Origin of the sequence: Bradyrhizobium sp. CCGUVB23, from assembly GCF_024199885.1 — a bacterium.
Lineage (GTDB): Bacteria > Pseudomonadota > Alphaproteobacteria > Rhizobiales > Xanthobacteraceae > Bradyrhizobium.
Genome location: NZ_JANADQ010000002.1, coordinates 200,780 through 223,654, shown reverse-complemented (window position 1 = coordinate 223,654; position 22,875 = coordinate 200,780). Strand labels below are relative to the sequence as shown.

Below are 22,875 nucleotides of genomic sequence, written 5' to 3'. Positions count from 1 at the left end.
CTCCTCCGGAAGCGAGATGCCGGACATCAGAGTCTTCCCGATGGATGCGGGACACCCTTGAGCATTGAGCCGAAAGATCAGTGTTGATGCGGGCTAGTGGAGAGGGGGCAAACCAAGGTGCGGCTGGCGGGATCGACGTTCTGCCGGCAGGGGTCGGTAATGTTGCTCGGTGAGCACGAACCAGAATTCGGAGCCGTGAGGACTGGCTAGTCGCTTTGTCGCGCCAGATCGAAGAAGCGGGTAAACTCGCCCTGAAAGCTCATCGCAACCGTACCCGTCGGACCATGCCGCTGCTTCGCGATGATCACCTCAGCCTTGCCGCGCGCGTCCTGTATTTCACGTTCCCAGGTTGCATGCTCTTCCGTACCCGGCTTCGGCTCTTTGTTCCTGAGATAATACTCTTCGCGATACACAAACATCACGACGTCGGCATCCTGTTCAATTGAACCGGATTCACGAAGATCGGAAAGTTGCGGGCGTTTTTCCTCCCGGTTTTCAACCCCGCGTGAGAGCTGAGATAGCGCAATGACCGGGACGTTGAGTTCTTTGGCCAGGGCCTTCAGACCTGTCGTAATTTCAGTGATCTCCTGCACGCGGTTCTGTGCGGCGCGCTGTGATCTCCCTTGCATGAGCTGAATATAGTCGACGATGATCAGGTGCAGGCCTCGCCGCCGCTTCAAGCGACGTGCGCGCGCCGCGAGTTGGGCAATGGAGATCGCACCAGTCTGGTCGATGAACAGCGGCAGACGTCGCATTCTTTGCCGGTACTCAAGAAGCTTGCCAAATTCACCTTCGCCGATGTCGCCGCGCCTCATGCTGGAAGAGGGCACCTCCGCCTGCTCCGAGAGCACGCGGGTCGCAAGCTGCTCTGACGACATCTCGAGGGAGAAGAAGGCCACGATGCCTCCAGTTGCGGGCCCGGACACATCGCCAAGATGCTGCGCAGGATCGTAGGCGCTTGCGACATTGAACGCGATGTTGGTGGCTAATGATGTCTTCCCCATGCCGGGTCGGCCGGCAATGACGATCAGATCGGTCGGCTGCAGGCCGCCCATTCTGGCGTCAAGATCCAAGAGCCCGGTCGGGAGTCCGGAGAGCTTGCCATCGGACTGATAGGCCTGTGCGGCTCGCTCAACGGCGTTGTCGAGGGCAGCATCGAAGGTCTCAAAGCCCCCACCGTATCGTCCCGTTTCGGCAATTTCATACAGAAGTTGCTCGGCCTGCTGGATCTGATCTTGTGACGAGCAATCAACCGCGGCATCGAATGCGGCGCTGAGCATGTCCTCGGCGACCTTGATCAACTCGCGACGAACCGCGAGATCATAGATGGTGCGACCATAGTCGGGCGCATTGACAATGGTCGTCGCCTCCGCAGCCAGGCGAGCGAGATATTGCCCGGCAGAGAAGCCGGCAATATCCATAGCAACCGGAAAGAAGGTCTTCAGGGTGATCGGGTTGGCAATCTTGTTCGAGCGAACCAAGTTGCCCATGACTTCGAAGAGGTGGCCGTGTAGAGGCTCGAAAAAATGGTTCGGCTTCAAAAACTCGGCGACGCAGTCAAAGGCGTCGTTATTGATGAGGATTGCCCCAAGCAGCGCTTGTTCAGCTTCGATATTCTGAGGAAGCTCTCGCGCGGTTGGGACTTCCAAGCCCGACAGTTTTAATGCTGCTTCTGCCACGTCTGTCCGTCCACAGGCACCAAAGCTGAAGTGTGCAGGATCTACGAACAACGAATTACCGTGCGAGGGACAGCCAACGAATCGGCTCACCCAAACCAAAGGTTAATGCGAATGGGGATATATCCAAGAGCTAACCGCGCCATTTGACACGGCAGGGGCCTCCCCTTCGCCGGCGAAGCCAGTTGATCTTCGAATCAGACCGCGGCCTATCTCCACCGGCCTTTCTTGCGTCAGGGCTGGACGCCCGCGAGGGGAAGACCGCCTTGCGGGCTTCCGCGAAGCCGACAGCCCGGCCCGCAAGGGCGACGCCCTCACAAATTCCCATCTTGATCTGACGTCAAGCCACCCTGTCTCGCTGTCCGGTCCGGACCATATAGGCTCGTCCGGGACTCTCAGAGCAGCCCTTGCCGGAGAGCGAGCGCCACCGCATGCGGAAGAGTTAGCGCAGAAAGATTCTGTCTGGCATTGTCCAGGTGAAATTTCACGCCACGGGGCGACAACTTGAGCATCTCGGCAATATCCTGCATGGTTTTTCCATGAGATGTCCAAGCAAGACATTGACGCTCGCGCTGTGTCAGCGGAATCACTCTCTCGGCGGCAAGCGGGTCAATCTTGGCAGTAACATGCGCATGATAGTTGATCCCCACCATTTGGAGGAGATCCCGAGCGGACTCCATGAAGCGGTCGAGCCCAAGACTGCGATCATCTACCGCCAATGTGAATGCGGCGAACTGGTTCTGGCCTGCCGGAATCCGAATCGTTAGCCCTGTTCTGATTCTGAAGCTCAACGCATCGTCAAACATGCGACGCTCCTTCGGCGAGTTCGCACTTCGCGGATCTCGGCCATCCCACAAGGTAATCGGGTTTGCGAGACGCGGCTTTCGAAGCACTGGGTCAATCTGATCGTACCCTTCTTCGAAATAATGGTCCGTCCAGCGCTTCGGATAGGACGAGATCAGATTAACTCCGTGCGGTTGGCGTCCGAAATAGGCAAACCAGCGGAACCCTAACGAATGGGCCACCCGCTCCGCCACACGCCGAAAATCGTCCTCCGTGATAGCCGTGTGAAGGCATTCCAAGAACTCATTGTACGCTCTATCGACATTATTCATCGCGCCCCTTTTTTGTTTCTTTTGTCGATGCAGCGTTATGGATACACGCGCTGCGTGCAGCACACGTATTCTGACGTTGCGGCAGCTTTTGGGCGAGCGCGCAATTAAACCTGCCTGTCAGAACTGACAGATCAACATCGTGATCGGCGCTGCTTTCTTGGTCTCCAAGTTAATGATTCGTAGCTTGGGGAACCAAAATGAAAGTTGTCGCGCTTTCGCACTCTGCACTTTGGAATCATTCTGATTTGACGTTCGGAATGCACCGCCTCCGTCGGCGCGTTTTCAGCGAGCGTTTGGATTGGGACGTGTCAGTTTCGAACGGACTCGAAATCGATCAGTACGACGCTCTGGCACCCACATATTTGTTAGTCGTCGATCAACGGAGTGTCGTCGGCTGTGTCCGCCTCCTGCCGACCACCGGACGCAACATGCTGGCAAATACGTTTCCAGTTCTGCTGGATGTCCGGCACGCACCGAATAGCCCCACGATCTGGGAGAGCTCCAGATTCTGCGTCGATACCCAGTCTTTGGAAAGTCCAACTACGAATGGCCTGAGGAGCGCAACGTTTCTGCTGTTCGCTGCCATGATCGAGTGGGGGCTACAGCACGATCTCCGAGCAATCGCAACCGTTACCGACTTGCGCATGGAACGCATCCTGCGGCGAGCAGGGTGGCATTTGGATCGTCTCGGCTCTCCCCAGCAAATCGGCAGCACCAAGGCTGTCGCCGGACTGTTGCCTGTCACCGAAGCTGCACTTCGGGCGGTTCAAGAAACCGGGAAGATCAACGAGCGTGCGATCATCACACCATCGAACGTCGCGCTCGCAGCATAGCTGTCGCGTCTTCTTCTCCGATGCCCCTCAAGAGGTTCCAGAATGGATCCGACAGCTTTCGCGGCAATAATCGAGCGGTGCGTTCCAACGGCAGCCCTCGTTCGGCCGTTGACCACGATCGTAGAGAGAGCGAGCGCCTTTGAACCGCTGCTCATCACCATTGTCCATCCCCGACCGGTCCCAATTCAGGCGTCCGACCGCAACGAGGCCATCGAACTTGCGACAGAAGCCATGTCGAGTGGCCAAGCTACTCGAACCGGCCTCGCCCAGCTCGATGCCAGGGACATGCAGAAAGCGGGCCTCACCGTGGCCACGACGTTTGATGCGTGTAAGCACATCGCGGGATTGAGCAGATTGTTCGAGGCGCGATTGCGAGCAGCCGAAACCTCGAAATCCAATCACGACCAGGCAGTCGCCAGCGTCATAGCCAGCTTCACAGCCGCTGCGACCGCCACATCGCAGCCCTCGATGAAAGCGGCCACGTCGACCAGCATCAGCGCCTCTCCGGATGCTGACACGGGAACAAGGGACATCCCCGCGCAACCCAGCACCGCGCCGCAGTGGGACGTCTATCGTGCGGGGCTCGGCGCATCTACGCTGGTCTACACGCGCTGAACTTACTGCTCAACCCGCACCGCCGATTCCAGCCTTCTCACCAACACGGCAACTGGAGACCCATGTCATGATTTCTCGTCTTAAGGACGCCGGCGCCCTGCTGGCTATCGCCGCCGTCCTCAGTATCGCCCTCGTTGAACCCGCGATGGCGCAGACGGCGAACATTGAAGGGGTACTGCAAAACATCGTCAACATGCTCACCGGCAATGTGGCGCGACTGCTGGCCACGCTGGCCGTGATCATCGTCGGCATCGCCTGGATGTTTGGCTACCTCGATCTACGCAAGGCCGCATACGTCGTGCTCGGCGTCGCCATCACCTTCGGCGCCTCCGAGGTGGTCTCGACCTTGACCGGTGGTCACTGATGCTCGGGGCCGCACGTCCGACAGAAGACACTTTGTTCCTCGCCTGCACGCGGCCCGCCATGATCGCGGGGGTGACGGTGGAAGCCATGGCGTTCAACGTCATGTTTTCCTGCATCCTGTTTCTCGCCGCCGGAAGTATCGTCTACGCCCTGATCGCGCTCCCGATCCATGGGCTCTGCCGGATCATCTGCCAGCGTGACCCCAACATGTTCAGAATTCTGCTTGCCTGGCTGGAGACACGCGGCCGCGCCCGGAACTCTCGACTCTGGGGCGGATCATCCTGCACGCCGCTGAGGCTCACCCGCCGGCATCAGGCGACGGACCTCGGCTATGCGTAAGTCAGCCGTGAAAGTCCGGGAGGTCGAGCCCAGCACTTACTTGCCCTTCGGTCGCCATGTGACGGATAGCGTCATCAGCCTCACGACCCGGGCACTGCTGACAGTGATTCGGATCGACGGCATCTCGTTCGAGACAGCCGAGACAGGCGATCTCAACGACCTGCATGCCAAGCTAAACCTGACACTACGCAACATTGCCGACCCTCGGTTGGCACTGTGGACCCATCTGGTGCGCCGGCGCACGGCGATCTACCCGGAAGGCGTCTTCCGCTCGCCCTTCGCCGCTGATCTTAACGCCGAATACCGCGATCGGCTTCAGACAGAAGCGCTGTTCCGCAACGATCTCTACTTGACGCTGGTATTTCATCCCGGGCGCGGGACAACGGATGTCGCGACCGAGTTCTTCAAGCGTCTCGGCCGACGCACCACGAGGACCATCGAAGTCGATCATGATGCTCTGAAGCGATTGAACGATGCGACGCGCGATATCGTCGCGGCGCTCGAACGCTACGGCAGTCGTGTGCCTGGACTGATCGAACGCGACGGCGTTGTCTTCTCGGAACCGATGGAGCTCCTCCACGGCATCGCATCGAGCGAGTGGATACCGATGCCTTTGCCGCAGGGACCGATTGGACCGGCGCTCTATTCAAATCGCATCATCTTCGGTCGCGAATCCCTCGAGATCCGAGGCGCAGGCGGATCGCGCTTTGCCGGCATGTTCGGACTCAAGGAATATCCGGCGTCCACGCGGCCCGGCTTGCTCAGTACGCTGTTGTCCGCCCCGTTCGAACTCATCCTCACGCAGTCCTTCGCATTCCTGTCGAAGGCCGACGCCAAGACGGTATTGACGCGGAAGCAGAACCAGCTGGTGTCCGCGCAGGATCCGGCGGCCTCGCAGATCGATGAACTGTCCGACGCGCTCGACGATCTGGAATCCAATCGATTTGTGTTCGGCGACCATCATCTGTCGCTGCTGATCTACGCCGACACGCCTTCGCAGCTGCAGAACCAGATGAGTATCGCCCGCCGCGCACTAGCCGATGCAGGCGCTGTTGTCGCCCGGGAGGATCTGGGTCTCGAGGCGGCCTATTGGGCCCAACTTCCGGGCCTGTTCAAGTACCGGGCGCGCTCCGGCGCCATCAGCTCGCGCAATTTCGCGGCGTTCTGCCCGTTTCATACCTATCCTATTGGCAAGCCGACGGGCAATCACTGGGGACCGGCGGTTGCGATGCTCAAGACCGCGTCGGGATCGCCATTCTATTTTTCATTCCATCACGGCGACCTCGGCAACACATTCGTCTGCGGCCCGTCCGGCTCGGGCAAGACTGTCGTCCAGAACTTCCTGCTCTCACAGGCCGAACGGCTCGGCGCAACTTACGTCTTTTTCGACAAGGATCGGGGGGCCGAGATTTTTGTCCGGGCTGCCGGCGGAACGTATCTGACACTCCAAAACGGAACTCCGACCGGCTGCGCTCCGCTCAAGGCAATGGAGCTCACGCCGGCGAACCTGTCCTTTCTTGGTGGGCTCGTTCGGCAACTCGTCACGCCGGGTAATCGTCCACTCTCCGTGACCGAAGGAGAGCGGATCGACTCAGGCTTGCGCGCTCTGGGTCAGCTGCGCCGGACTGAACGTTCGTTTGGAGCCCTGCGCACGTTTCTGGGCCAACAGGATCGCGAGGGCATCGGCTCCCGGCTGGAGCAATGGTGCAGGGGCGCACCGTTCGGCTGGGTGCTCGACAGCGAGCACGACGAGATCCAACTGGACGCGCGATCCATTGGCTTTGACATGACCAGTCTCCTAGACCATCCGACCGTCCGCACGCCGCTTATGATGTATCTGTTTCATCGCGTCGAGCAGCTGATCGACGGCCGGCGGCTGATCATCGACATCGACGAATTCTGGAAGGCGCTCGGCGACGACGCATTCCGGGATCTCGCCAACAACAAGCTCAAGACCATTCGCAAGCAGAATGCGCTGATGGTGTTCGGCACGCAATCGCCGCGCGACGCGCTCGCGTCCACGATCGCGCACACCATCGTCGAGCAGTGCCCGACCCAGATCTTCCTGCCCAACGCGCGGGGCACGCGCTCCGACTATGTCGACGGCTTTCATCTGACGGACACCGAGTTTCGTTTGATCAAGGAAGAGCTCTCCCCCGAAAGTCACCGGTTTCTGGTCAAGCAGGGGCACAACTCAGTCGTGGCTGAGCTTGATCTCCGCGGCTTCGACGACGCGCTGGCCGTACTGTCGGGACGCACCGAGACCGTCGAATTGCTCGACCACATTCGCGGCCAAGTCGGCGATGACCCGGCGCAATGGCTGCCGCTATTTCACGCACACCGAAAGACCGCCAAATGATCCGTCAACGCACTTTCTCTGCTTCCATCGTCCTGTCGCTGCTGGGGCCAGCGATGGTCTCGATGGTCTCTCCTGTTGCCGCCGATATCGTGTTCGACCCCAGTGTCTTTGCACGGCAACTCGACCAATTGATGGAGATGAAGAAGCAGGTCGATGCCCTGACCTCCCAGCTCGCGGTCGCCCAGGACCAGCTTAAACAGGCCAAGCAGCTGTACGACAGCTTCAACAAGCTCACGAATACCAACGACATCGCAGCGCTCCTCAATACGCCCCAGTTTCGCAAAGTGTTGCCGCAGCAGTTCTCCGACATCGAACGCCTGACCTCCGGGCAGGGGAGCGGTAACTTCGCCGAGGCGATCGACCATTATCTGTCGCAGAACCGTTACTATTCCGGCAACAGCGGCAACTCCTATTACCAGAGCGAGCTCGATCGTATCGCCCGTCAGACGGGGGCAAAGCACTCGCTCGGCCAGGCCGTCTACGACACAGCGTCCCAGCGCATCGATGCACTCGAAGAACTCAGAACGCGTATCAGCTCGGCAACGGACGTCAAAGAGGTTCTCGATCTGTCTGCGCGACTGCAGGCGGAACAGGCGCTCCTGCAGAACGACGTGCTGCGGATGCAAGGGCTGGCCATGATCCAGCAGGCGCGCACGGATATGGATCAACAGCGCGAGCACGAGAAGCAGCGACAGCTTGTCGATGAAATCAAGGCGGCGCTGAAATGAGGGTGAGAACAGCTCTCCTATTCGCAATCACCGTTGCTCTGTCTGGCTGCGACGAGACCGCCAAGTCCGACACAAAGACGGCTGGCTGGTTCCTGGATCACCGGAATGAACTTTCGGTCACGCTGAAGGCCTGCCGCGACAATCCAGGCGATCTCGGAAAGACCCCTACCTGCGTCAACGCGAATGAAGCGCGCAACAAGATCACCATCCAAGAGATGAAAGACGCTCTGAAGTAAGGACCGCCGCGATGGCCATAAATGTCTTCGACAGTTTCTTGAGGGAGTTCGAGCAACCGATCACGACCTTTGTGTCGACATCCGTCTCGAATTTGGCGTCATATATCGACGGTCCGCTGCGGGTTGGCGTGACGCTCTATGTCGTTCTCTATGGCCTTGCCGTCATGCGCGGATCGATCTCCGAGCCGATCATGGAGTTCGCCTGGCGGGCCATGCGGATCGTGCTTGTGGTCCTGCTCGCGACCAATTCGAGCGCCTTCCAGCAATACGTCACGGCCCTGTTCTTCGACAGCCTTCCGAAGGAGATCGGCAATGCCTTGGCGGGCTCCGGCCTGAACACCAATTCCGGGGCGCCATTCGATCAGCTGCTTTCCAAGGGGATCGACGTCGCCAACAAAATATACGAACAGGCGGGCTTGACTAACATTGCACCTGCGCTGGTTGCGGCCATTCTTCTGGTGTTTGTGGCGATCGGCTCCTTTCTGCAATTTGCGATCCTGCTTTATGCCAAGGTCGGGCTTGGCGTTGTCATTGCGCTTGGCCCCGTCTTCATAGCGATGGCGCTTTTTGAAGCAACGAGGCCCTTCACGGAAGCCTGGCTTCGGCAGGTGGCAAATTTCGTGATCCTGTTGGTCCTGGTGGTGGCCCTTGTCGGTCTCATGCTGACGACCGTCACCGGGTTCATCGACCGGTTCGGCAACAATGCGGGAACAGCCGGCGAGATGGTTGTGGCCGCCGTTGCGATCAGCGCGGTGCTGGGATTGTCCGGCTACATATCGCTGCAGCTGCCGATCATCGCGGGTGGGCTGGCCGGTGGAGGTGCTTCGCTCGCCAGCCGCTTGGTGACGAGCCCGCTGATCGCCAATGCCACGGCCGCGGCCAGCGGTGCATATGCAGGTGCCCGCTGGTCAGCCAGCCGGGGCCTCGCTGCCGTGCGAACAGGCCGCCAGGGCGGCAGCCTCCGTCGTACCCGATCGCAGGGGAGCTCGGCCACATGAACAGGAAGGGCGCATTCTCACGCACGCTGCCCAAGGTGCTGATCGTTTCCGTCATCGCGTGCCAGCTTGGCGGCTGCGCAAGCTGGTCGAAGGCGCCACCATCATGCGATGGCTCAGTCCGCCGGCCGCTCAATCGTTCGCTGTGGGACTGGGAGAGTGGAACGCCGCTGGCGGTCCCCGAACAGGCAGCTCCACCAGCCGCGTCCGCCCACTCATCCGGAAGGGGGATGCCAATTCTTCAGCGCCGTCTACGCGGCTTCACGCTACCGGCAACCACGTCGACATCGCCGCCTCCTACCACGCTTGCGGCAAGGAGGCGTGAGATGGTTGGCCCTGATGACCTAAAGACGTATTTCGACAACGCGCGTCGATGGGAACAGGATCTGTTGCTGTCGGCTCACCGCTCGCGACGAACCGCATGGTTCATCGCAGCGGGCGCCTGTGCACTGGCGATCATCTCCGTGGGAGCCGTCGCAGCGCTGGCGCCACTGAAGACGGTCGAGCCTTTCGTCATCCGGGTAGATAATGCCACCGGCATCATCGACACGGTTTCGGCGCTGACCGCGACGCCGGCGCGCTATGATGAGGCGGTCACCAAATACTTTCTCGGACGGTACGTCCGCGCGCGCGAGGGTTACAGCTATCCCGAAGCGGAGACGAACTTCCGGGCGATCTCTTTGCTCTCTGGGCCGGGCGAGCAGGCCCGTTTCGCGGCGTGGTACCGGGGCTCAAACCCGGAGAGTCCGCAAGTCGTCCAAGGACGGTTTGGGGTCGCCTCGATTCGGATCAAGGCAATTTCGCTCCTGGCCGACAATGTGGCCTCCGTTCGTTTCATGAAGGAAAGCCGAAAAGGTGAGGAGACCCGCATCACCCATTGGGTCTCCACGCTCACCTTTTCCTATGCAAATGCGCCGATGTCCTCCGCCGATCGCCTGGTCAATCCCCTCGGCTTTCAGGTTTCGGAATACCGCGCCGATCCGGAGGTCGTGCCATGAAACGTCTCATCTTTCCGATCGTCTTGTCACTTGGACTTGCAGGCCCGGTCCTGGCGCTGCAACAGCCGTCACCGGGCCAACATGACGCCCGGGTGCGCACCGTCACTTACGACCCCACCAATGTGGTCCGTGTCAACGGCGTTATCCGCGCCTCGACCCAGGTCATGTTCGGCGATGACGAAGAGGTCGCCCATGTCGCGATCGGCGATTCAGTTGCATGGGAAGTTGCGCCGGCCGGCTCCATCCTGTTTCTCAAGCCGCGCGAGAAACATCCGCCGACCAATCTTCAGGTCGTCACCACGCGCGCGGACGGACGCAAGCGTTCCTACCAGTTTGAGCTGTCCATCGCCGAGACCACGCTGGCCGACAGCTACTTCGTCGTCCGCTTCGCCTATCCTGGCGACGAGGTCGAACGACGCCGCGCGGAAACAGCCGCCCGGAGCGCTGAGCGGGAAGGGGCCCTGATCGATCAGACCTTCGACCTCCACCACGCCTATGGTGCGCGAAACTGGCGCTTCTCGGCACAGGGGTCCGTCGATCTCGAGCCCGAAGCCGTCTTCGACGATGGCAAGGAGACCACATTTCGCTTTGCGGGCAACCGCGAAGTCCCCGCCATTTACCTGATCAATTCTGATGGATCGGAAAGCCTGGTGCCGAAGGACGTCCGCGGCGAACTGGTGGTCGTCCACGCAACCGCGCGCGAATTTCGGCTGCGCAAGGGCAACATCGTGCTCTGCATCTTCAATGAAGCGTTCGACCCGGTCGGAATCAATCCAGGGACCAACACCACGAGCCCTTCGATCGAGCGGCGCGCCAGGAAGTCAGCTCCAACCGTAAAGCCCCGATAGGCCGACCAGAATGACCGAGCTTCACAACGAGACAATTGATGGCGATCGTGGCATCACCCCGGTCGGCCAGACCGACCACGCACGAACGACGATGCTCAAGCGCGGATTTGGCGCACTCGGGCTCACCGCATTCGCCTTTCTCATCATATTGAGCACGTGGAAAGGCGATAAGCCTGTCACCGAGTCCGCCCGCAAACTCATGATCCGTCAGGCCGCAGCGTTCGAGCCGGCTACGGAAGCGCCGGGAGCTCCACTCACCACAGATTCAATTCCGGCTGCAGCGCCACCTACCGCGCCGGCGGTCACCCCGCCCGTGCCGGACCAGATGCTCGAAAGCGCACGTCGCGCACCGGTCCTGGCTTACAACCGGCCGGTCTCGGCCGGGCGCGCAACCCACAACGGCATGACTGGGACTGGTGCTGCCGATCCCTATGCCTTTGGACGGGCGGAGCCGCCGAATGAGCTGGCCGACAAGCTCAAGCCCACACCGATTGAAGGCGTCCGCGCAGCGCGGCTTCCCAACCGGAACCTTCTGGTCACGCAGGGCACGTCCATCCCGTGTGTGCTGGAGACGGCAATGTCCTCTGACGTCGCCGGCTTCGTGTCCTGCGTCGTGATCCGCGATGTCATCTCCGATTCTGGCAACGTCGTGCTCATGGAAAAAGGCACCCAGGTGGTCGGCGAATATCGCGGCAATGTCAGGCGCGGCTCGAAGCGCATGTTCGTTCTGTGGTCTCGTGCCAAGACGCCTACGGGGGTCATCGTCGCGCTCGCGTCGCCCGCTACAGACGCGCTTGGTCGAGCTGGGTTTGACGGTGATATTGATACGCATTTTTGGGAGCGATTTGGATCGGCGCTGCTGCTATCCATCGTGGGCGATGCCGGCTCCATCGGGCGTCAGCAGCTTCAGGACAGCTCGATCCAAATCAACAATACCACTGGCTCAGCAAATACTGCCGCCGGCATCGCCGTCGAGCAATCGATCAACATTCCGCCTACGCTGAACAAGAACCAGGGCGAACTGGTCAATATCTTCGTCGCGCGAGATCTTGATTTCTCGTCCGTCTATCAGCTGAAGCGCATTGAAACACGGAGCCAGATATTCGACCGCACGGTCGGGGGCGCAGCGGTCGGGCCGACCGAGGTCATGAAATGACGCGGCTCGCGTCGACCGAGCAGAATGGCGGCCGTTTGGTGCTGGCTCGCTATCTTGAGCCGTTGAACCGATATCTGGCCGACGAGTCCCTTACCGAGATCGTGGTCAATCAGCCTGGCGAAGTCTTCGTAGAAGGACCTGAGGGCTGGACCCGTCACGCGGAGGCAGGGCTCACACACGACTACCTCTCGCATCTGGCAACAGCGGCTGCCGGATACACTCGCCAAGATATCGGACCAGAGTTTCCCGTGGTGTCGACAAGTCTAATCGGCGAAGAGCGCTGCCAAATCGTGGTGCCTCCGGCCGTCCCGGCCGGTCAGGTCAGCCTCACGATCCGCAAGCCGTCGAAACTGACCATGAACCTGGCCGCTCTTGAGCGGACAAGGCTGTTTGACGAGGTCCGATCAGCCGGTGACGAACTTCATCCCGACGAGCACCGGTTGCTCGCTCTGAAGGAAGCCGGTCTTTGGCGTGAGTTCCTGGAGCTTGCCGTGAAGACGCGCCGCAATATCCTGATCTCGGGTGCGACCGGATCGGGAAAGACGACGCTCTCTAAAGCCTTGATTGCGGCAATCCCGGCGCATGAACGGCTGATCACCATTGAGGACACCATCGAGCTTGTGATCCCGCACGAGAATTCCGTCCGTCTGCTCTATGCCAAAGACGGGCAGGGCATGGCCAAGATCGGGCCCCGCGAGCTTCTGGAATCGACCCTACGCATGAGGCCTGACCGGATCCTGTTGCAGGAGCTACGGGACGGCACGGCCTTCTTCTACCTCAGGAACGTCAATTCGGGGCATCCGGGGTCGATCACGACGGTCCACGCGGACAGCGCGCGGCTTGCCTTCGAACAATTGACCCTTCTGGTGAAGGAGAGCGCGGAAGGGCGGGACCTCCATCGCGACGATATCCGCTCGCTGCTGCTGCACCTGGTCGATGTCGTCGTCCAAATGCAAAAGCGCGACGGCCGCTACCGCATCTCTGAGATCTATTATGATCCCATCCGCAAACGCGATCACGGCCGCTAAAGCCGCACGTGGCACTGCGCTCGCGCTTTGCGCCGGGGCGCTCTTCCTGCTGGTCGCCTCAAACGTTCTGCTGCTCGGGCTCAGGGTTCACGATGGTGGATTTCACTGGTTCGAGATCGCGAGCGGCTGGCCCCGGTACGGCACGGATCCGCGGTTCGACCGCTGGCTGACGCTCTCCACTCTCGCCGGCACGATCGCGGTCTTTGGCCTGCTCGGTTTCCTCTTCCGGCAGCGGCCGCCGCCGCTTCACGGCAAGGCGCGTTTCGCGACCGAGCGAGAGATCAAGGCTGCCGGTCTCCGGTCGAAGGATGGCATTCTGCTTGGCCGCAAGGACGGTGCGATGCTTTGCTTCGGTGGATCGGAGCACGTGCTGGTCTATGCGCCGACCCGGGCAGGCAAAGGGGTTGGCTATGTCATTCCGAACCTGCTGAATTGGGCGGATTCGGTTGTCGTGCTCGACGTGAAAAAGGAGAACTGGCAAAAATCGGCGGGTTTTCGCGCGGCCCACGGGCAGGCAGTCCATCTGTTCGATCCCCTCGAAGAAAGCGGTTGTACGGCGAGGTACAATCCTCTCGGCTACGTGCGTAACGATCCGGCCGACCTCTATGATGACCTACAGCGCATCGCGGTCATGCTATTTCCGGCCGAGAGCCGCGGCGATCCGTTCTGGTTTGAGGCCGCGCGGACGGCGTTTGTCGCGATCGGCGGCTATATTGCTGAAACCCCCGGGTTACCTCTGACCATCGGGGAGATCCTGCACCAGCTCTCCGCGGCTTCCGATCTCAAGTCACATTTCGAGAAGATCATCGCCGCGAGACGATCGAGTAGCTCTCCCTTGTCTCGATCTTGCATCACGGCGCTGAACGACTTTCTTGCAGCTTCCGAGAACACCATGAATTCGGTGCGGAAGACCGTGACGGCAAGACTTGGCCTGTGGCTCAACCCTCGCATCGATACCGCGACGTCAGCCAATGACTTCGATTTGCGCGAGCTGCGGCAACAAGCGATGTCGATCTATCTTGGTGTCACGCCGGACAATCTCGAGCGCATGGCGCCTCTGCTGAACTTGTTCTTTCAGCAGGTCGTTGATCTCAATACCCGTGAGCTGCCGGAACATAATCCCAAGCTTAATCGCAAAGTCCTCCTCTTGCTCGACGAATTCCCAGCGCTGGGCAATGTCAATGTTCTGGCGAAATCGGTCGCGTTCGTTGCAGGATACGGGATCCGGCTTCTGACGGTCGTCCAAAGCCCGGCGCAACTTCGTGCAATCTACGGCTCCGACGTCGCCCGCAACTTCATGACGAACCATGCCCTGGAAGTCGTTTTCGCTCCGAAGGAGCAAGACGTCGCCAATGAGCTTTCAGAACGAATTGGCTATGACACGGTGAAGGCGCGCAGCCACAGTGGGCCAAAGGGCTTTTCGGCACGATCGTTGAGCCAAACGGTGTCGGAACATCGGCGCGCTCTCATGCTGCCCCAAGAGCTGAAGCTGCTGCCGAGGTCCAAGGCGTTCATCCTCGGCACCGCGATCCCACCGCTGATCGCCGATAAGCTCGTCTACTACGAAGATAAGGCCTTTCTGCAACGACTGCTGCCGGCGCCGGTTCAGGCGATGCCGAAGGGGCTTTCGACTGCGTTACTTAACGCCGAAATCAAGGAGCTTCGCTCCGAAGTCGCCGAGTTTCGCGCAATATTTCGATCACGACCGATGACCGACGAGGAAGTGGCCGATCCCTCAACGATTCCTGATGATGTCAGTTTCGATTTTGGCGGGGTCGATGTGGATCTCGAAGGCTTGTCCGAAGAAGACATGAAAGCATGGACCCTGAAGTACATCGACTCTCAGGCAATCCCATCAGCTCGATCGTTCACCAGAACGCAGAACGGAGAGCAACATGAGCGACAGGCCTGAAAATGAGGCGGACTTCAGCCTGCTGCGGGCGGATGCCGCCGAGCGCAGTTCTCGCGGTGGCAAGTCGAGCAACGACCCGCGACCGAAATCAAGGCAATCCGGGAGGCCTCCTTCTGCCATCGTCGACGACAAAGAACTTCCAGAGCGGGTCCGTCGGAAATATTACGCGATCGAAAAGGATGGACGGAAGGCACGCACGCATCTCTATGCGGACGCAGCCGGTGAGTATCTGGCCTTTAAGGTGACCGAGGATCGCTTGATCACGCGGTTGGAGGCTACCGAGGTGGTCCGGGACATGGTCATCGTTGCGCAGCATCGGGGTTGGGAGGCCATGCAAGCTCGTGGCTCCCAGGAGTTCCGACGCGAGGCTTGGCTGGAGGCCAGCCTTCGCGGCATCGCCGTGCAAGGATACGAGCCAACCGAGCTGGATCGGCTGAAGCTCTCCGATCGTAGGGACGCCCTGGACCGATCAAATCGCCGCGTAAACGACAGGCCTCCCGAAAGGCTCGACTATGACAGGGGGGTCTCAGGCCGCTTGGTCGAGGTCGGGCGAGCTCCCTATCGCGATCGTCCCGATGCCGAGACCTCCACCTACGCAGTGATAGAACTCGACGATGGTCGGAAGCACAAGATGTGGGGCGTTGGACTTGAGACGGCGTTTGCCGACAGCCAGGCCAAACCGGGCGACCGTCTCCAGGTCGTTCGAGACGCTGTCGAACGAGTCGCAGAAGATATCAAAGTCATCGACGCCACAACCGGTCGCATGGACACGGACCGTCGGGAACTAGATCGCAACCGCTGGCGGGTGACGGCGGAAACGTTTCGCACGGCCGATCGAAAGGCTGCGGCCGCCGACGCCGCCTTGGCCGCGGCGGAGTCCCAAGTCATCGTTATCGAGAAAGCGCTCGAGCGCGTCTTGGCCGGAAATGCCGGCGCGCGACACCGCATCCTAGAGGCCGCGAGGGAGCGTATTGCCAAGCATCTCGAGCATGGACATTCGTTCGCTCGCGCCACAATCAAGCAGCCCGTTCACCGGGGCCATGACCTAGGAACCGAAAAAGACAAACGTGATTTGAGGCAAGAAGGGAGCAAATTGCGAGTTCGAGAGAAACAACGCTAAGGCGCGTTCGATCGAGCGCATCTCCAAACAAACGCTTCCTGGTCGTTCAATTCACGAGTCCTCCAATATTTTAGAGTTGGACCGAGAAAGCAATCAGGCACGAGAGTAGCTGATTCTTGATCTTGCCGTCGCGGATGACAGCGGGCGTCATGGCTACGCCCAATACAAATGCCTTCCAGTGGACGTCAAGGCCCACGATCTCCGAGCGCCGCAAGCCCAGGGCAATGCCGATCAGCAGCATCGCGCCCGCAGCGTGCTGCGGTCGAGCGTCTCGAGCATGCCGATGACGTCTTCCGGCAGCACGGCCTCTTTCTGCCGGGGCGGGGCGGCGTGGGTGTTGCGGATCCCGGCGAGCACGGTCGCGATGTGCCGATCCGTGCGGTCGAGCGGCATCCTGCCGCTGCACATAATTCCAGGTCAGGGCGGAGAGCCGGCGCTCGATCGTCGAGCCCGCATTCGGCTGACGATCGGCCGTCGCCGCGCCCGAAGCACCGGCGGTGATGTAGAGGCCGACCGTCTGCGGTGAGGGCGGCAAGACCTCGAGACCCTGGCGCCGGCACCAACCGCTTCCAGTCTGACGCATAGGCCCAGCGGGTGTTAGCCGAACTCGCCGCGTCGACATAGTCGCGGGCGCGATCGGCGAGGCACTCGAGATGCGCCGGCAGAGCGGGGGAGGGGGTGGCGCGTTCCGCTTCGGCGACGACGATCTCGCCGGAAATGTCCTCATCTAGTCGAGGCAATCACATCGTCATGCGGTCTCAACGTCGGTTTGGACGAAGTCATTGCCCTTGAAGAGCAGCGGCTCGCCGGTGAGCGCGGCGAGTGCATAGGAAAAACAGTCGCCGAAGTTCAGGCCCGCGGGATGACGCCCTTTGCCGTAACGGCGCCACGCGCGGCGGGCCTGATCGGCATGGTCCGCGGTCACAGCGACAATCTCGACATCCGCCTTGTGCAGCCAGAGATCGAGTTCCGCGCCGCCCGGCTCCCCCAGTCGCGTCTCAATGACCATCGCAGCTTCGAGGACGGTCGCTGCCGAGATGAGACGAACGGGGTCGTCCGCGATGCGTTCGCGGAAACTCTTCGCCTCCGGCTCATTGAAGGCAATCGCAACAATTGCAGATGTATCGATGACCATCAGTTTGGAATGCCGTTCTCGTCGTAGCCGACGATCTCCTCGGGGGTGCGGTTGTCGAGAACCGGCAAGGCGTTCCAGCGGCGCTGGATCGCCTCCAAATCCTCCAAAAGGGTCGCCTTACGAGCGTTGGAACCCACGCGCCGCAGGCGCTCCTCAAGGGCTCGCCGCGTGGCAATGGTGATGGATTCGCCCGTGCGCTGCGCAAGCGTGCGGGCAAGTTGTTCAGTCTCGCGATCCTTGATGCTTAGCGCCATCGGCGGCTCCTTGGTTCCTATCTGTCAATATTCTACCTATATAGCCCTTTCCGCTGGCAATTGCACGACATCTGCGGGACGCGCATCGTCGGCGGCGCTTCGAGTTTCGCCGGCCTGGCCCCAAGCTGCTGAATCCCATCAATCCCCGCCGTCCGGCAGAGATTTCGTACGCGCGCCCAATTTGAGTAGATTTCGACCTTCTGCTCGACGAGAGAGGCCATCCGCTGGCTCCGTCCGGGATTTGGGCGTGCACGCGGTCCGCTCATGACTGCGAATTCTCGTCAATCTGACGCCAGAAGGGGGCTGTCCGGCGGTGAAACGCGAGCAACAACGGGTAGGCTCAAGATTGATAAGGCAACATTATCGCTCGTTATTATCCACCGACAGGTGCGGCGGTTTTGGCGATTTTTGATGCCATAAGCGCCGCAATCGGCATAAGCTTCGCCATGCCCCCGCGCGCGCGAACCCTCCCTGAAGCCCCGCCGACCGTCCCGCCGGCACCTAGCTGGGCGCGCCAGGTCGCGTCCGCACAAGCCGCTGATGATGCGATGTTTTTGGCCGGTGGCGCGCTCGCCGCACTCCACCCCATCGCGCGCAGCGAACACCCGCTCGGCCAGCTCTGGCGATATCGATTAGCGCTCGCCAGCGCCGCCGTGCTCGCCCGGAACAGTGGGCGCCGCGAGGACGAGGCTTCCCTGCGCGACGCCTGGTATCTGCGCCGCACGACCGATGATCCCGGCCCGGGCGGGCGCATCCTCGCGGCCTGGCGCCAGCTCGGCGCGCGCGCCGCCATGGCGCCGGACGACTGGCTGATGACGCTGTCCGTTCGGTTCGAGCTGCGCGTCGACGCTGCGCTCAAGGACGTCGTCACAGCCGCGACAAAACTCGCGGCCGGGCAGGGCAGCGCCGTCGCGGCCGCCGCCGAGATCGCGGCGCTGAGCCTGCGCTTTGTGCCGGCAAGCGAGCCGCTGGCCCTGTGGCTGGCCGACGTCGTGCTCGCTCACCGCCTGAACTGGCCGATGGCCGTGCCGCTGATCGCGAGCCAGGTCCGCCGCGCCGATCTGCGCGCTGCCGGCAAGGCGGGCGGCGTTGACGACGCCTGGCTTTAGGCCTGCGCCCTGGCCTATGCGCGCGCCGCCGCGGCCGCATCGGAGCTCTACGCCGACCTCGTGCGACGGGCCAACCGGCTGCTGGCGGTGGCGCCAAAACTGCGCGGCAAGGACGCCGACAGGATGGTGGGGATCCTGCTGATGGAGGACGCGCAAGCCGCCGGCGCCGGCCCGTCCGCGAGCGACCGTTCGACGCGGCGGCTGTTCGAACGGCTGGTGTCGCTTGGTGCGGTGCGCGAGCTCACGGGACGGCCGACCTTCCGACTGTACGGGCTCTGAGATGGGGCGGCGCGCGCGAGCCAAAGCGGATCTCGACACGGAGCTCACCGAGCTGCCGCCGGAGCTGCGCTGGCGCGAATGGATGGGCCGGGTCGAGGCCGTGATCTTCGCCGCGCCCGCGCCGGTGACCCGCGAGACCCTGGCGCGCGTCGTCGGCCGCGACTGCAGCCTCGATCTGATCATCGACGACATCCGCGCCGAGCTGCGCGGCCGGCCCTACGAGCTCGTCACGGTCGCCGGCGGCTGGCAGCATCGCACCCGGAAAAACTTTGGCGATGCGATCCGCGCGGCGATCGGCGGCGCGAGCGACGGCAAGGCGCTGTCGCAGTCCGAGACGCTGATCCTCGTCTGCATCGCCTATTACCAGCCGATCACCCGCAGCGAGCTGTCCGCCTTCTTCGGCAAGGAGGTCAGCCGCGATACCATCGCCCGGCTGCGCGGATTAGACTTCATCGCGCGCGGCCCGCGCAGCCCGCAACCCGGCGCGCCTTACACCTATGTGACCACCAAGGGATTTTTGGTGCAGTTCGGCCTGGAGACGCTGCGCGATCTGCCAAACATGGAGGCGCTGGAGGACGCCGGCCTGCTCAGCAAGGACAAGATGTTGGCGGGAGAATTGCCGGATCCCTTGCCGGCAGATGATGAAGAGCATGACGATGACGAAGACGCTGCAGATTGGACAGAGACAGGCTAGCCCGTCTTATTCATGATTGCCGGGCGGGGCTGGTGGAACATTTCCGCTCGGTGTGAAGGCGCGCGCGAACGCTACGGCTTTTTCGCCGCTTTTCGACCGGACTTCGTGAACGCGTTAGAGGACGGCGACGGGGATGACCGGGGCTCATGCCCCGCGCGTCAGGGTGCTTGCGGGACCAGAGCGTTTGCCAAGCCGCGGAACAGGTCGGCGTCGGGGCACGCTGCAGCGAAGGCCAGACGGACGCGGGTGGCGGTCTCGATGACACGGGCTGCGATTTTGAGAAGCCTGAGCCTGATCGTGTTGAATTCGGCCGTTGCCAGATCACGCGGCTTCGGGATGGCGTCGCGCACGGCGAGGATGAGCCAATAGGCGGCGGTGTGGAAGACGAGGCGGACCTGGTTGGCGAGCGCCGAGCGGCAACTGGTGCGATCGGAGGCGAGCTGGGTCTTGTGCAGCTTGATCAGGTTCTCGGCCTGTCCGCGTGCGCAGTAGAGGCTATCATAGATCCACTCAGCCGAGCCGATATTCAGGCTGGTGACGACGTAGCGGATGTCGAGCCCTTGTTGGGTTGCCTCGATGCGGGCGATGACGCGGCGCTCACGATGCCAGGAGCCTGCCGCGTGGCGGGTCTCGGTGTAGCCGCGAACCACGATCTTGTTCTCGACCGCACGTTCGGTTCGAACTGCATCGCAGACCTCGTCGACCTTTCTGGCGAGCGGCTTCGTGCCGGCCAGCGCGAAGATGTAATCGACGCCGTTTTGCTTGCAAAAAGTCATCGCCTCGGGGCAGGCGTAATGGCTGTCGCCGCGGAAGGTGATACGCGTATCGGGCCAGCGCCGGCGAATGCGCCGAACCAGGCGGCGCAGATGTGCCCGCACCTCGATGCCGCTCGGCGTCTTGCCGGGGCGCAGGATGACCGCAACAGGCCGGCTGTGCTCGGTGTCGTAGACGTGGATCGGTAGGAAGCAGTGTTCGTCATAATGGGCATTGAACAGCGAGAGTTGCTGACGGCCATGCACCACGTCGACCGTGTCGATGTCGAGCGTGATTGCGCTCGGCGCTCGCGCGTAGCTGTCCATCCATAGGTCAACCAGCACATGGCTCAGCCGGATCACCTCGCGCAGGTGTGGTGCATTCTCCAGACGCGATAGCGTCGGCTGCGAACACAGATCCCGGCCAGTGTCCGGCAGCCGGCCGCAGGCCAGCTTGAACGCCGGATCGCCGCGTAAACGATCGAGATCATTGCCATCCTCGTAGCCGCACGCGATGGCGAAGATGCGGGCGCGGATCATATCCGCAAGGCTGTGCACGATGCGTCCCGGATCGCGCCGCTCGGGGAATACGCGGGACAACTTCGCGGTCACGCCGAGGCGCCGGTCCGCAATGGCGAGAAGCATGACGCCGCCATCCGACGTCAGCTTGCCACCGTCGAACGCAGCTGTGATCTTCTTGCGGGAAACGGCTGGAAATGAGAACGACAGACTCGTATCGTCGGTCATGGCGAGTGTGGCGGCCCGGATGCGCGGAGGGTGGGTGTCAGCAACCGAATCCTACGCCACCTCAGCGGCTTACGCCACGCTCGCCAGCCTCTCAACAATCCGCTGATGAATAAGACGGGCTAGGTGCCTCTGTGGGGCGGCCGCTTTCGATTCTATCCCCAACCCGCAAGTGTCCCGCCCCGAGACATAAAACCTTGGCATAGGTTGTGCTGACGAATGGGAGCCGGGATTTTGCATCACCCTCCCGGGCTCGATAAGCGCCGCCTGCAAGCTATTTCTAGCAGGCGGCGTTTTTATTCGGTGTCCCAATTCGATTTTGCGGGTGTGCCAATTAGGACAAGAACTGACGGACGGGGGCGGTGGCCTCGCCCGGGGAATTCTTTAACGCTGCACCTTGCCGATCTCTTAATTCATCCCTAAATTAGGGATGAATTATAGAAGGAGGTCCGCATGTCTTCCGCCCAAGCATTGACACTCACGGAAGCAGGTTACGTGCTGAACCGGTCGGTGGCTGCGCTCAACAAGGCCGTCGATACCGGCATCATTCGCGCACGTCAGCGACGCGCCGGAAGCGGAGTTCAGCGCCTCCTCGGCCGGGCCGAGATGCGCTTTCTGCTGGTCGCCGACAGATTGGAAAGAGATCTCACCCCTACGGGCCGGCGTCGGCTCTATGAGGCGATCCGGCAGCTCTCCTTCGACGCGCACCGAGTCGCGTTCGGCGAAGTGGTGCTTGATCTCGGCAAGATCGACGCCGACCTCAAGAGCCGTCTTCATCGTCTCGACGAACTGCGCCGATGGGTACAAGTCGGAAGTGATCGCAACGAACCTACCATTAAAGGCACCAAAATTCCTGCCTACATGGTGGCGGCCCTGGCCCGTGGGCAATCGGTCGAGCAGATTGTCGACGATTTTCCGTCGCTGACGCGCGATCAGGTTGAGGCTGCGATCGAATATGCCAAGGCGTATCCAAAACGAGGACGCCCCTATCCCCCGCGGAGCCTGAAGCGGGCGCTCGCGGAGCTGGCCGACCTCGGCGCGTTCGATGAAGAAGCCGAGGTGGGCGAGGTTGCGCCGCGCCGGATTCCGTGACCGCGTTTTTGATCGACGAGAACGTGCTTCGCGAGTTTGGTGCGCGGGGCAACGCGAACGTGCGCAAATGGCTTGCAACAGTCGGCGATTCGGACCTCCGTCTGAGCGCCGCCACGCTGTTCGAGAAACGTCGCGGCGCCGAGATGTTGAAGCGACGCGATCCGGACAGGGCCGCAAACTTGCTGAAGACGATCGGCGCGATCGAGAAAGCCTATGCGGACCGGATCATTCCGATAGACGCAAGTGTCGTCGCGGAATGGACCCGAATGCTTGGGTCGAAAAACAAGGATCGCTGGGATCTGGCCCTCGCGGCGACTGCGCGGGTTTACGATCTCATCCTCGTCACCCGCAACATCAAGGACTTCGAGACGCGCAGCGTGCGATTACTTGATCCATTTCGTGACCCGCCGGTCCGGATTGAACCCTGATGTGTTTCGGCGTGGGGTCTCAACCATGATCGGCGTGGGGGTCCCATCATTTCAATTCAATTCAATG

The 22,875-nt window shown here is 61.4% G+C and carries 22 protein-coding genes and 2 pseudogenes; 18 read left to right on the top strand and 6 right to left on the bottom strand.

Annotation, left to right across the window (positions count from 1 at the left end; all coding sequences use genetic code 11):
• Positions 1-206 precede the first annotated feature (206 nt).
• Positions 207-1,679, bottom strand: coding sequence for a replicative DNA helicase (locus NLN62_RS49130; protein ID WP_254114018.1), 1,473 nt, complete (start codon positions 1,677-1,679; stop codon positions 207-209).
• A gap of 392 nt (positions 1,680-2,071) precedes the next feature.
• Positions 2,072-2,791: an autoinducer binding domain-containing protein gene (locus tag NLN62_RS49125; protein WP_254114017.1), complete on the bottom strand. Its 720-nt coding sequence runs from the start codon at positions 2,789-2,791 to the stop codon at positions 2,072-2,074.
• A gap of 197 nt (positions 2,792-2,988) precedes the next feature.
• Here NLN62_RS49125 and NLN62_RS49120 point away from each other — a divergent pair, with 197 nt between their 5' ends.
• From NLN62_RS49120 to NLN62_RS49055, 14 genes are all read left to right on the top strand, one after another.
• Positions 2,989-3,624, top strand: a complete 636-nt coding sequence (locus NLN62_RS49120; protein ID WP_254114016.1) for an acyl-homoserine-lactone synthase — start codon at positions 2,989-2,991, stop codon at positions 3,622-3,624.
• Positions 3,625-3,732: 108 nt separating this feature from the next.
• Positions 3,733-4,239 carry a type IV secretion protein gene (locus NLN62_RS49115; protein WP_254114015.1) on the top strand — a complete coding sequence of 169 codons (507 nt, stop codon included), beginning with the start codon at positions 3,733-3,735 and terminating at the stop codon, positions 4,237-4,239.
• Positions 4,240-4,306: 67 nt separating this feature from the next.
• The gene (locus NLN62_RS49110; protein ID WP_254114014.1) at positions 4,307-4,603 is read left to right on the top strand and encodes a TrbC/VirB2 family protein; all 297 of its coding nucleotides are present in this window, start codon (positions 4,307-4,309) and stop codon (positions 4,601-4,603) included.
• Positions 4,603-4,941: a type IV secretion system protein VirB3 gene (locus NLN62_RS49105; protein WP_254114013.1), complete on the top strand. Its 339-nt coding sequence runs from the start codon at positions 4,603-4,605 to the stop codon at positions 4,939-4,941. The genes NLN62_RS49110 and NLN62_RS49105 overlap by 1 nt, the downstream gene beginning before the upstream one ends.
• Positions 4,934-7,300 carry a VirB4 family type IV secretion/conjugal transfer ATPase gene (locus NLN62_RS49100; protein ID WP_254114012.1) on the top strand — a complete coding sequence of 789 codons (2,367 nt, stop codon included), beginning with the start codon at positions 4,934-4,936 and terminating at the stop codon, positions 7,298-7,300. The genes NLN62_RS49105 and NLN62_RS49100 overlap by 8 nt, the downstream gene beginning before the upstream one ends.
• Positions 7,297-8,028 carry a P-type DNA transfer protein VirB5 gene (gene virB5, locus NLN62_RS49095; protein ID WP_254114011.1) on the top strand — a complete coding sequence of 244 codons (732 nt, stop codon included), beginning with the start codon at positions 7,297-7,299 and terminating at the stop codon, positions 8,026-8,028. Before NLN62_RS49100 ends, virB5 begins: the two co-directional genes overlap by 4 nt.
• A gap of 2 nt (positions 8,029-8,030) precedes the next feature.
• Positions 8,031-8,264, top strand: a complete 234-nt coding sequence (locus tag NLN62_RS49090; RefSeq protein WP_371933160.1) for an EexN family lipoprotein — start codon at positions 8,031-8,033, stop codon at positions 8,262-8,264.
• A gap of 11 nt (positions 8,265-8,275) precedes the next feature.
• Positions 8,276-9,262 (top strand): type IV secretion system protein, encoded by a 987-nt coding sequence (locus NLN62_RS49085; RefSeq protein ID WP_254114009.1) that lies wholly within the window; start codon positions 8,276-8,278, stop codon positions 9,260-9,262.
• A 323-nt stretch (positions 9,263-9,585) separates the two neighbouring features.
• Complete coding sequence (locus NLN62_RS49080; protein WP_254114008.1) at positions 9,586-10,257, top strand: virB8 family protein; 672 nt, start codon at positions 9,586-9,588, stop codon at positions 10,255-10,257.
• Positions 10,254-11,105, top strand: a complete 852-nt coding sequence (gene virB9, locus NLN62_RS49075; RefSeq protein WP_254114007.1) for a P-type conjugative transfer protein VirB9 — start codon at positions 10,254-10,256, stop codon at positions 11,103-11,105. The genes NLN62_RS49080 and virB9 overlap by 4 nt, the downstream gene beginning before the upstream one ends.
• 10 nt (positions 11,106-11,115) lie before the next feature.
• Positions 11,116-12,261 (top strand): type IV secretion system protein VirB10, encoded by a 1,146-nt coding sequence (virB10, locus tag NLN62_RS49070; RefSeq protein WP_254114006.1) that lies wholly within the window; start codon positions 11,116-11,118, stop codon positions 12,259-12,261.
• A complete protein-coding gene (gene virB11, locus NLN62_RS49065) occupies positions 12,258-13,289 on the top strand; it encodes a P-type DNA transfer ATPase VirB11 (protein WP_254114005.1) in 1,032 nt (343 codons plus the stop codon). The genes virB10 and virB11 overlap by 4 nt, the downstream gene beginning before the upstream one ends.
• Complete coding sequence (locus NLN62_RS49060; RefSeq protein ID WP_254114004.1) at positions 13,255-15,201, top strand: type IV secretory system conjugative DNA transfer family protein; 1,947 nt, start codon at positions 13,255-13,257, stop codon at positions 15,199-15,201. The genes virB11 and NLN62_RS49060 overlap by 35 nt, the downstream gene beginning before the upstream one ends.
• Complete coding sequence (locus NLN62_RS49055; RefSeq protein ID WP_254114003.1) at positions 15,185-16,321, top strand: LPD7 domain-containing protein; 1,137 nt, start codon at positions 15,185-15,187, stop codon at positions 16,319-16,321. The genes NLN62_RS49060 and NLN62_RS49055 overlap by 17 nt, the downstream gene beginning before the upstream one ends.
• A gap of 181 nt (positions 16,322-16,502) precedes the next feature.
• On the opposite strand, the pseudogene NLN62_RS49050 reads toward NLN62_RS49055, so the two are convergent.
• From NLN62_RS49050 to NLN62_RS49040, 3 genes and pseudogenes are all read right to left on the bottom strand, one after another.
• Positions 16,503-17,040, bottom strand: a pseudogene (locus NLN62_RS49050) (integrase); the annotation flags it as partial.
• Between the two features lie 29 nt (positions 17,041-17,069).
• Positions 17,070-17,456 carry a type II toxin-antitoxin system VapC family toxin gene (locus tag NLN62_RS49045; protein WP_254114002.1) on the bottom strand — a complete coding sequence of 129 codons (387 nt, stop codon included), beginning with the start codon at positions 17,454-17,456 and terminating at the stop codon, positions 17,070-17,072.
• Positions 17,456-17,710, bottom strand: coding sequence for a type II toxin-antitoxin system VapB family antitoxin (locus NLN62_RS49040; RefSeq protein ID WP_254114001.1), 255 nt, complete (start codon positions 17,708-17,710; stop codon positions 17,456-17,458). Before NLN62_RS49040 ends, NLN62_RS49045 begins: the two co-directional genes overlap by 1 nt.
• Positions 17,711-18,156: 446 nt before the next feature.
• Here NLN62_RS49040 and NLN62_RS49035 point away from each other — a divergent pair.
• Together NLN62_RS49035 and NLN62_RS49030 are read left to right on the top strand one after the other, a co-directional pair.
• Positions 18,157-19,098: pseudogene (locus tag NLN62_RS49035) on the top strand (DUF1403 family protein).
• A 1-nt stretch (position 19,099) separates the two neighbouring features.
• A complete protein-coding gene (locus NLN62_RS49030; RefSeq protein ID WP_254114000.1) occupies positions 19,100-19,792 on the top strand; it encodes an SMC-Scp complex subunit ScpB in 693 nt (230 codons plus the stop codon).
• A gap of 158 nt (positions 19,793-19,950) precedes the next feature.
• Here the strand turns inward: NLN62_RS49030 and NLN62_RS49025 are convergent, their stop codons facing one another.
• Positions 19,951-21,291 carry an IS1380 family transposase gene (locus NLN62_RS49025; RefSeq protein ID WP_254113999.1) on the bottom strand — a complete coding sequence of 447 codons (1,341 nt, stop codon included), beginning with the start codon at positions 21,289-21,291 and terminating at the stop codon, positions 19,951-19,953.
• Between the two features lie 492 nt (positions 21,292-21,783).
• Between NLN62_RS49025 and NLN62_RS49020 the strand changes: the two genes are divergently transcribed.
• Positions 21,784-22,380 carry a DUF433 domain-containing protein gene (locus NLN62_RS49020; protein ID WP_254113998.1) on the top strand — a complete coding sequence of 199 codons (597 nt, stop codon included), beginning with the start codon at positions 21,784-21,786 and terminating at the stop codon, positions 22,378-22,380.
• The gene (locus tag NLN62_RS49015; protein ID WP_254113997.1) at positions 22,377-22,808 is read left to right on the top strand and encodes a type II toxin-antitoxin system VapC family toxin; all 432 of its coding nucleotides are present in this window, start codon (positions 22,377-22,379) and stop codon (positions 22,806-22,808) included. Before NLN62_RS49020 ends, NLN62_RS49015 begins: the two co-directional genes overlap by 4 nt.
• Positions 22,809-22,875 lie beyond the last annotated feature (67 nt).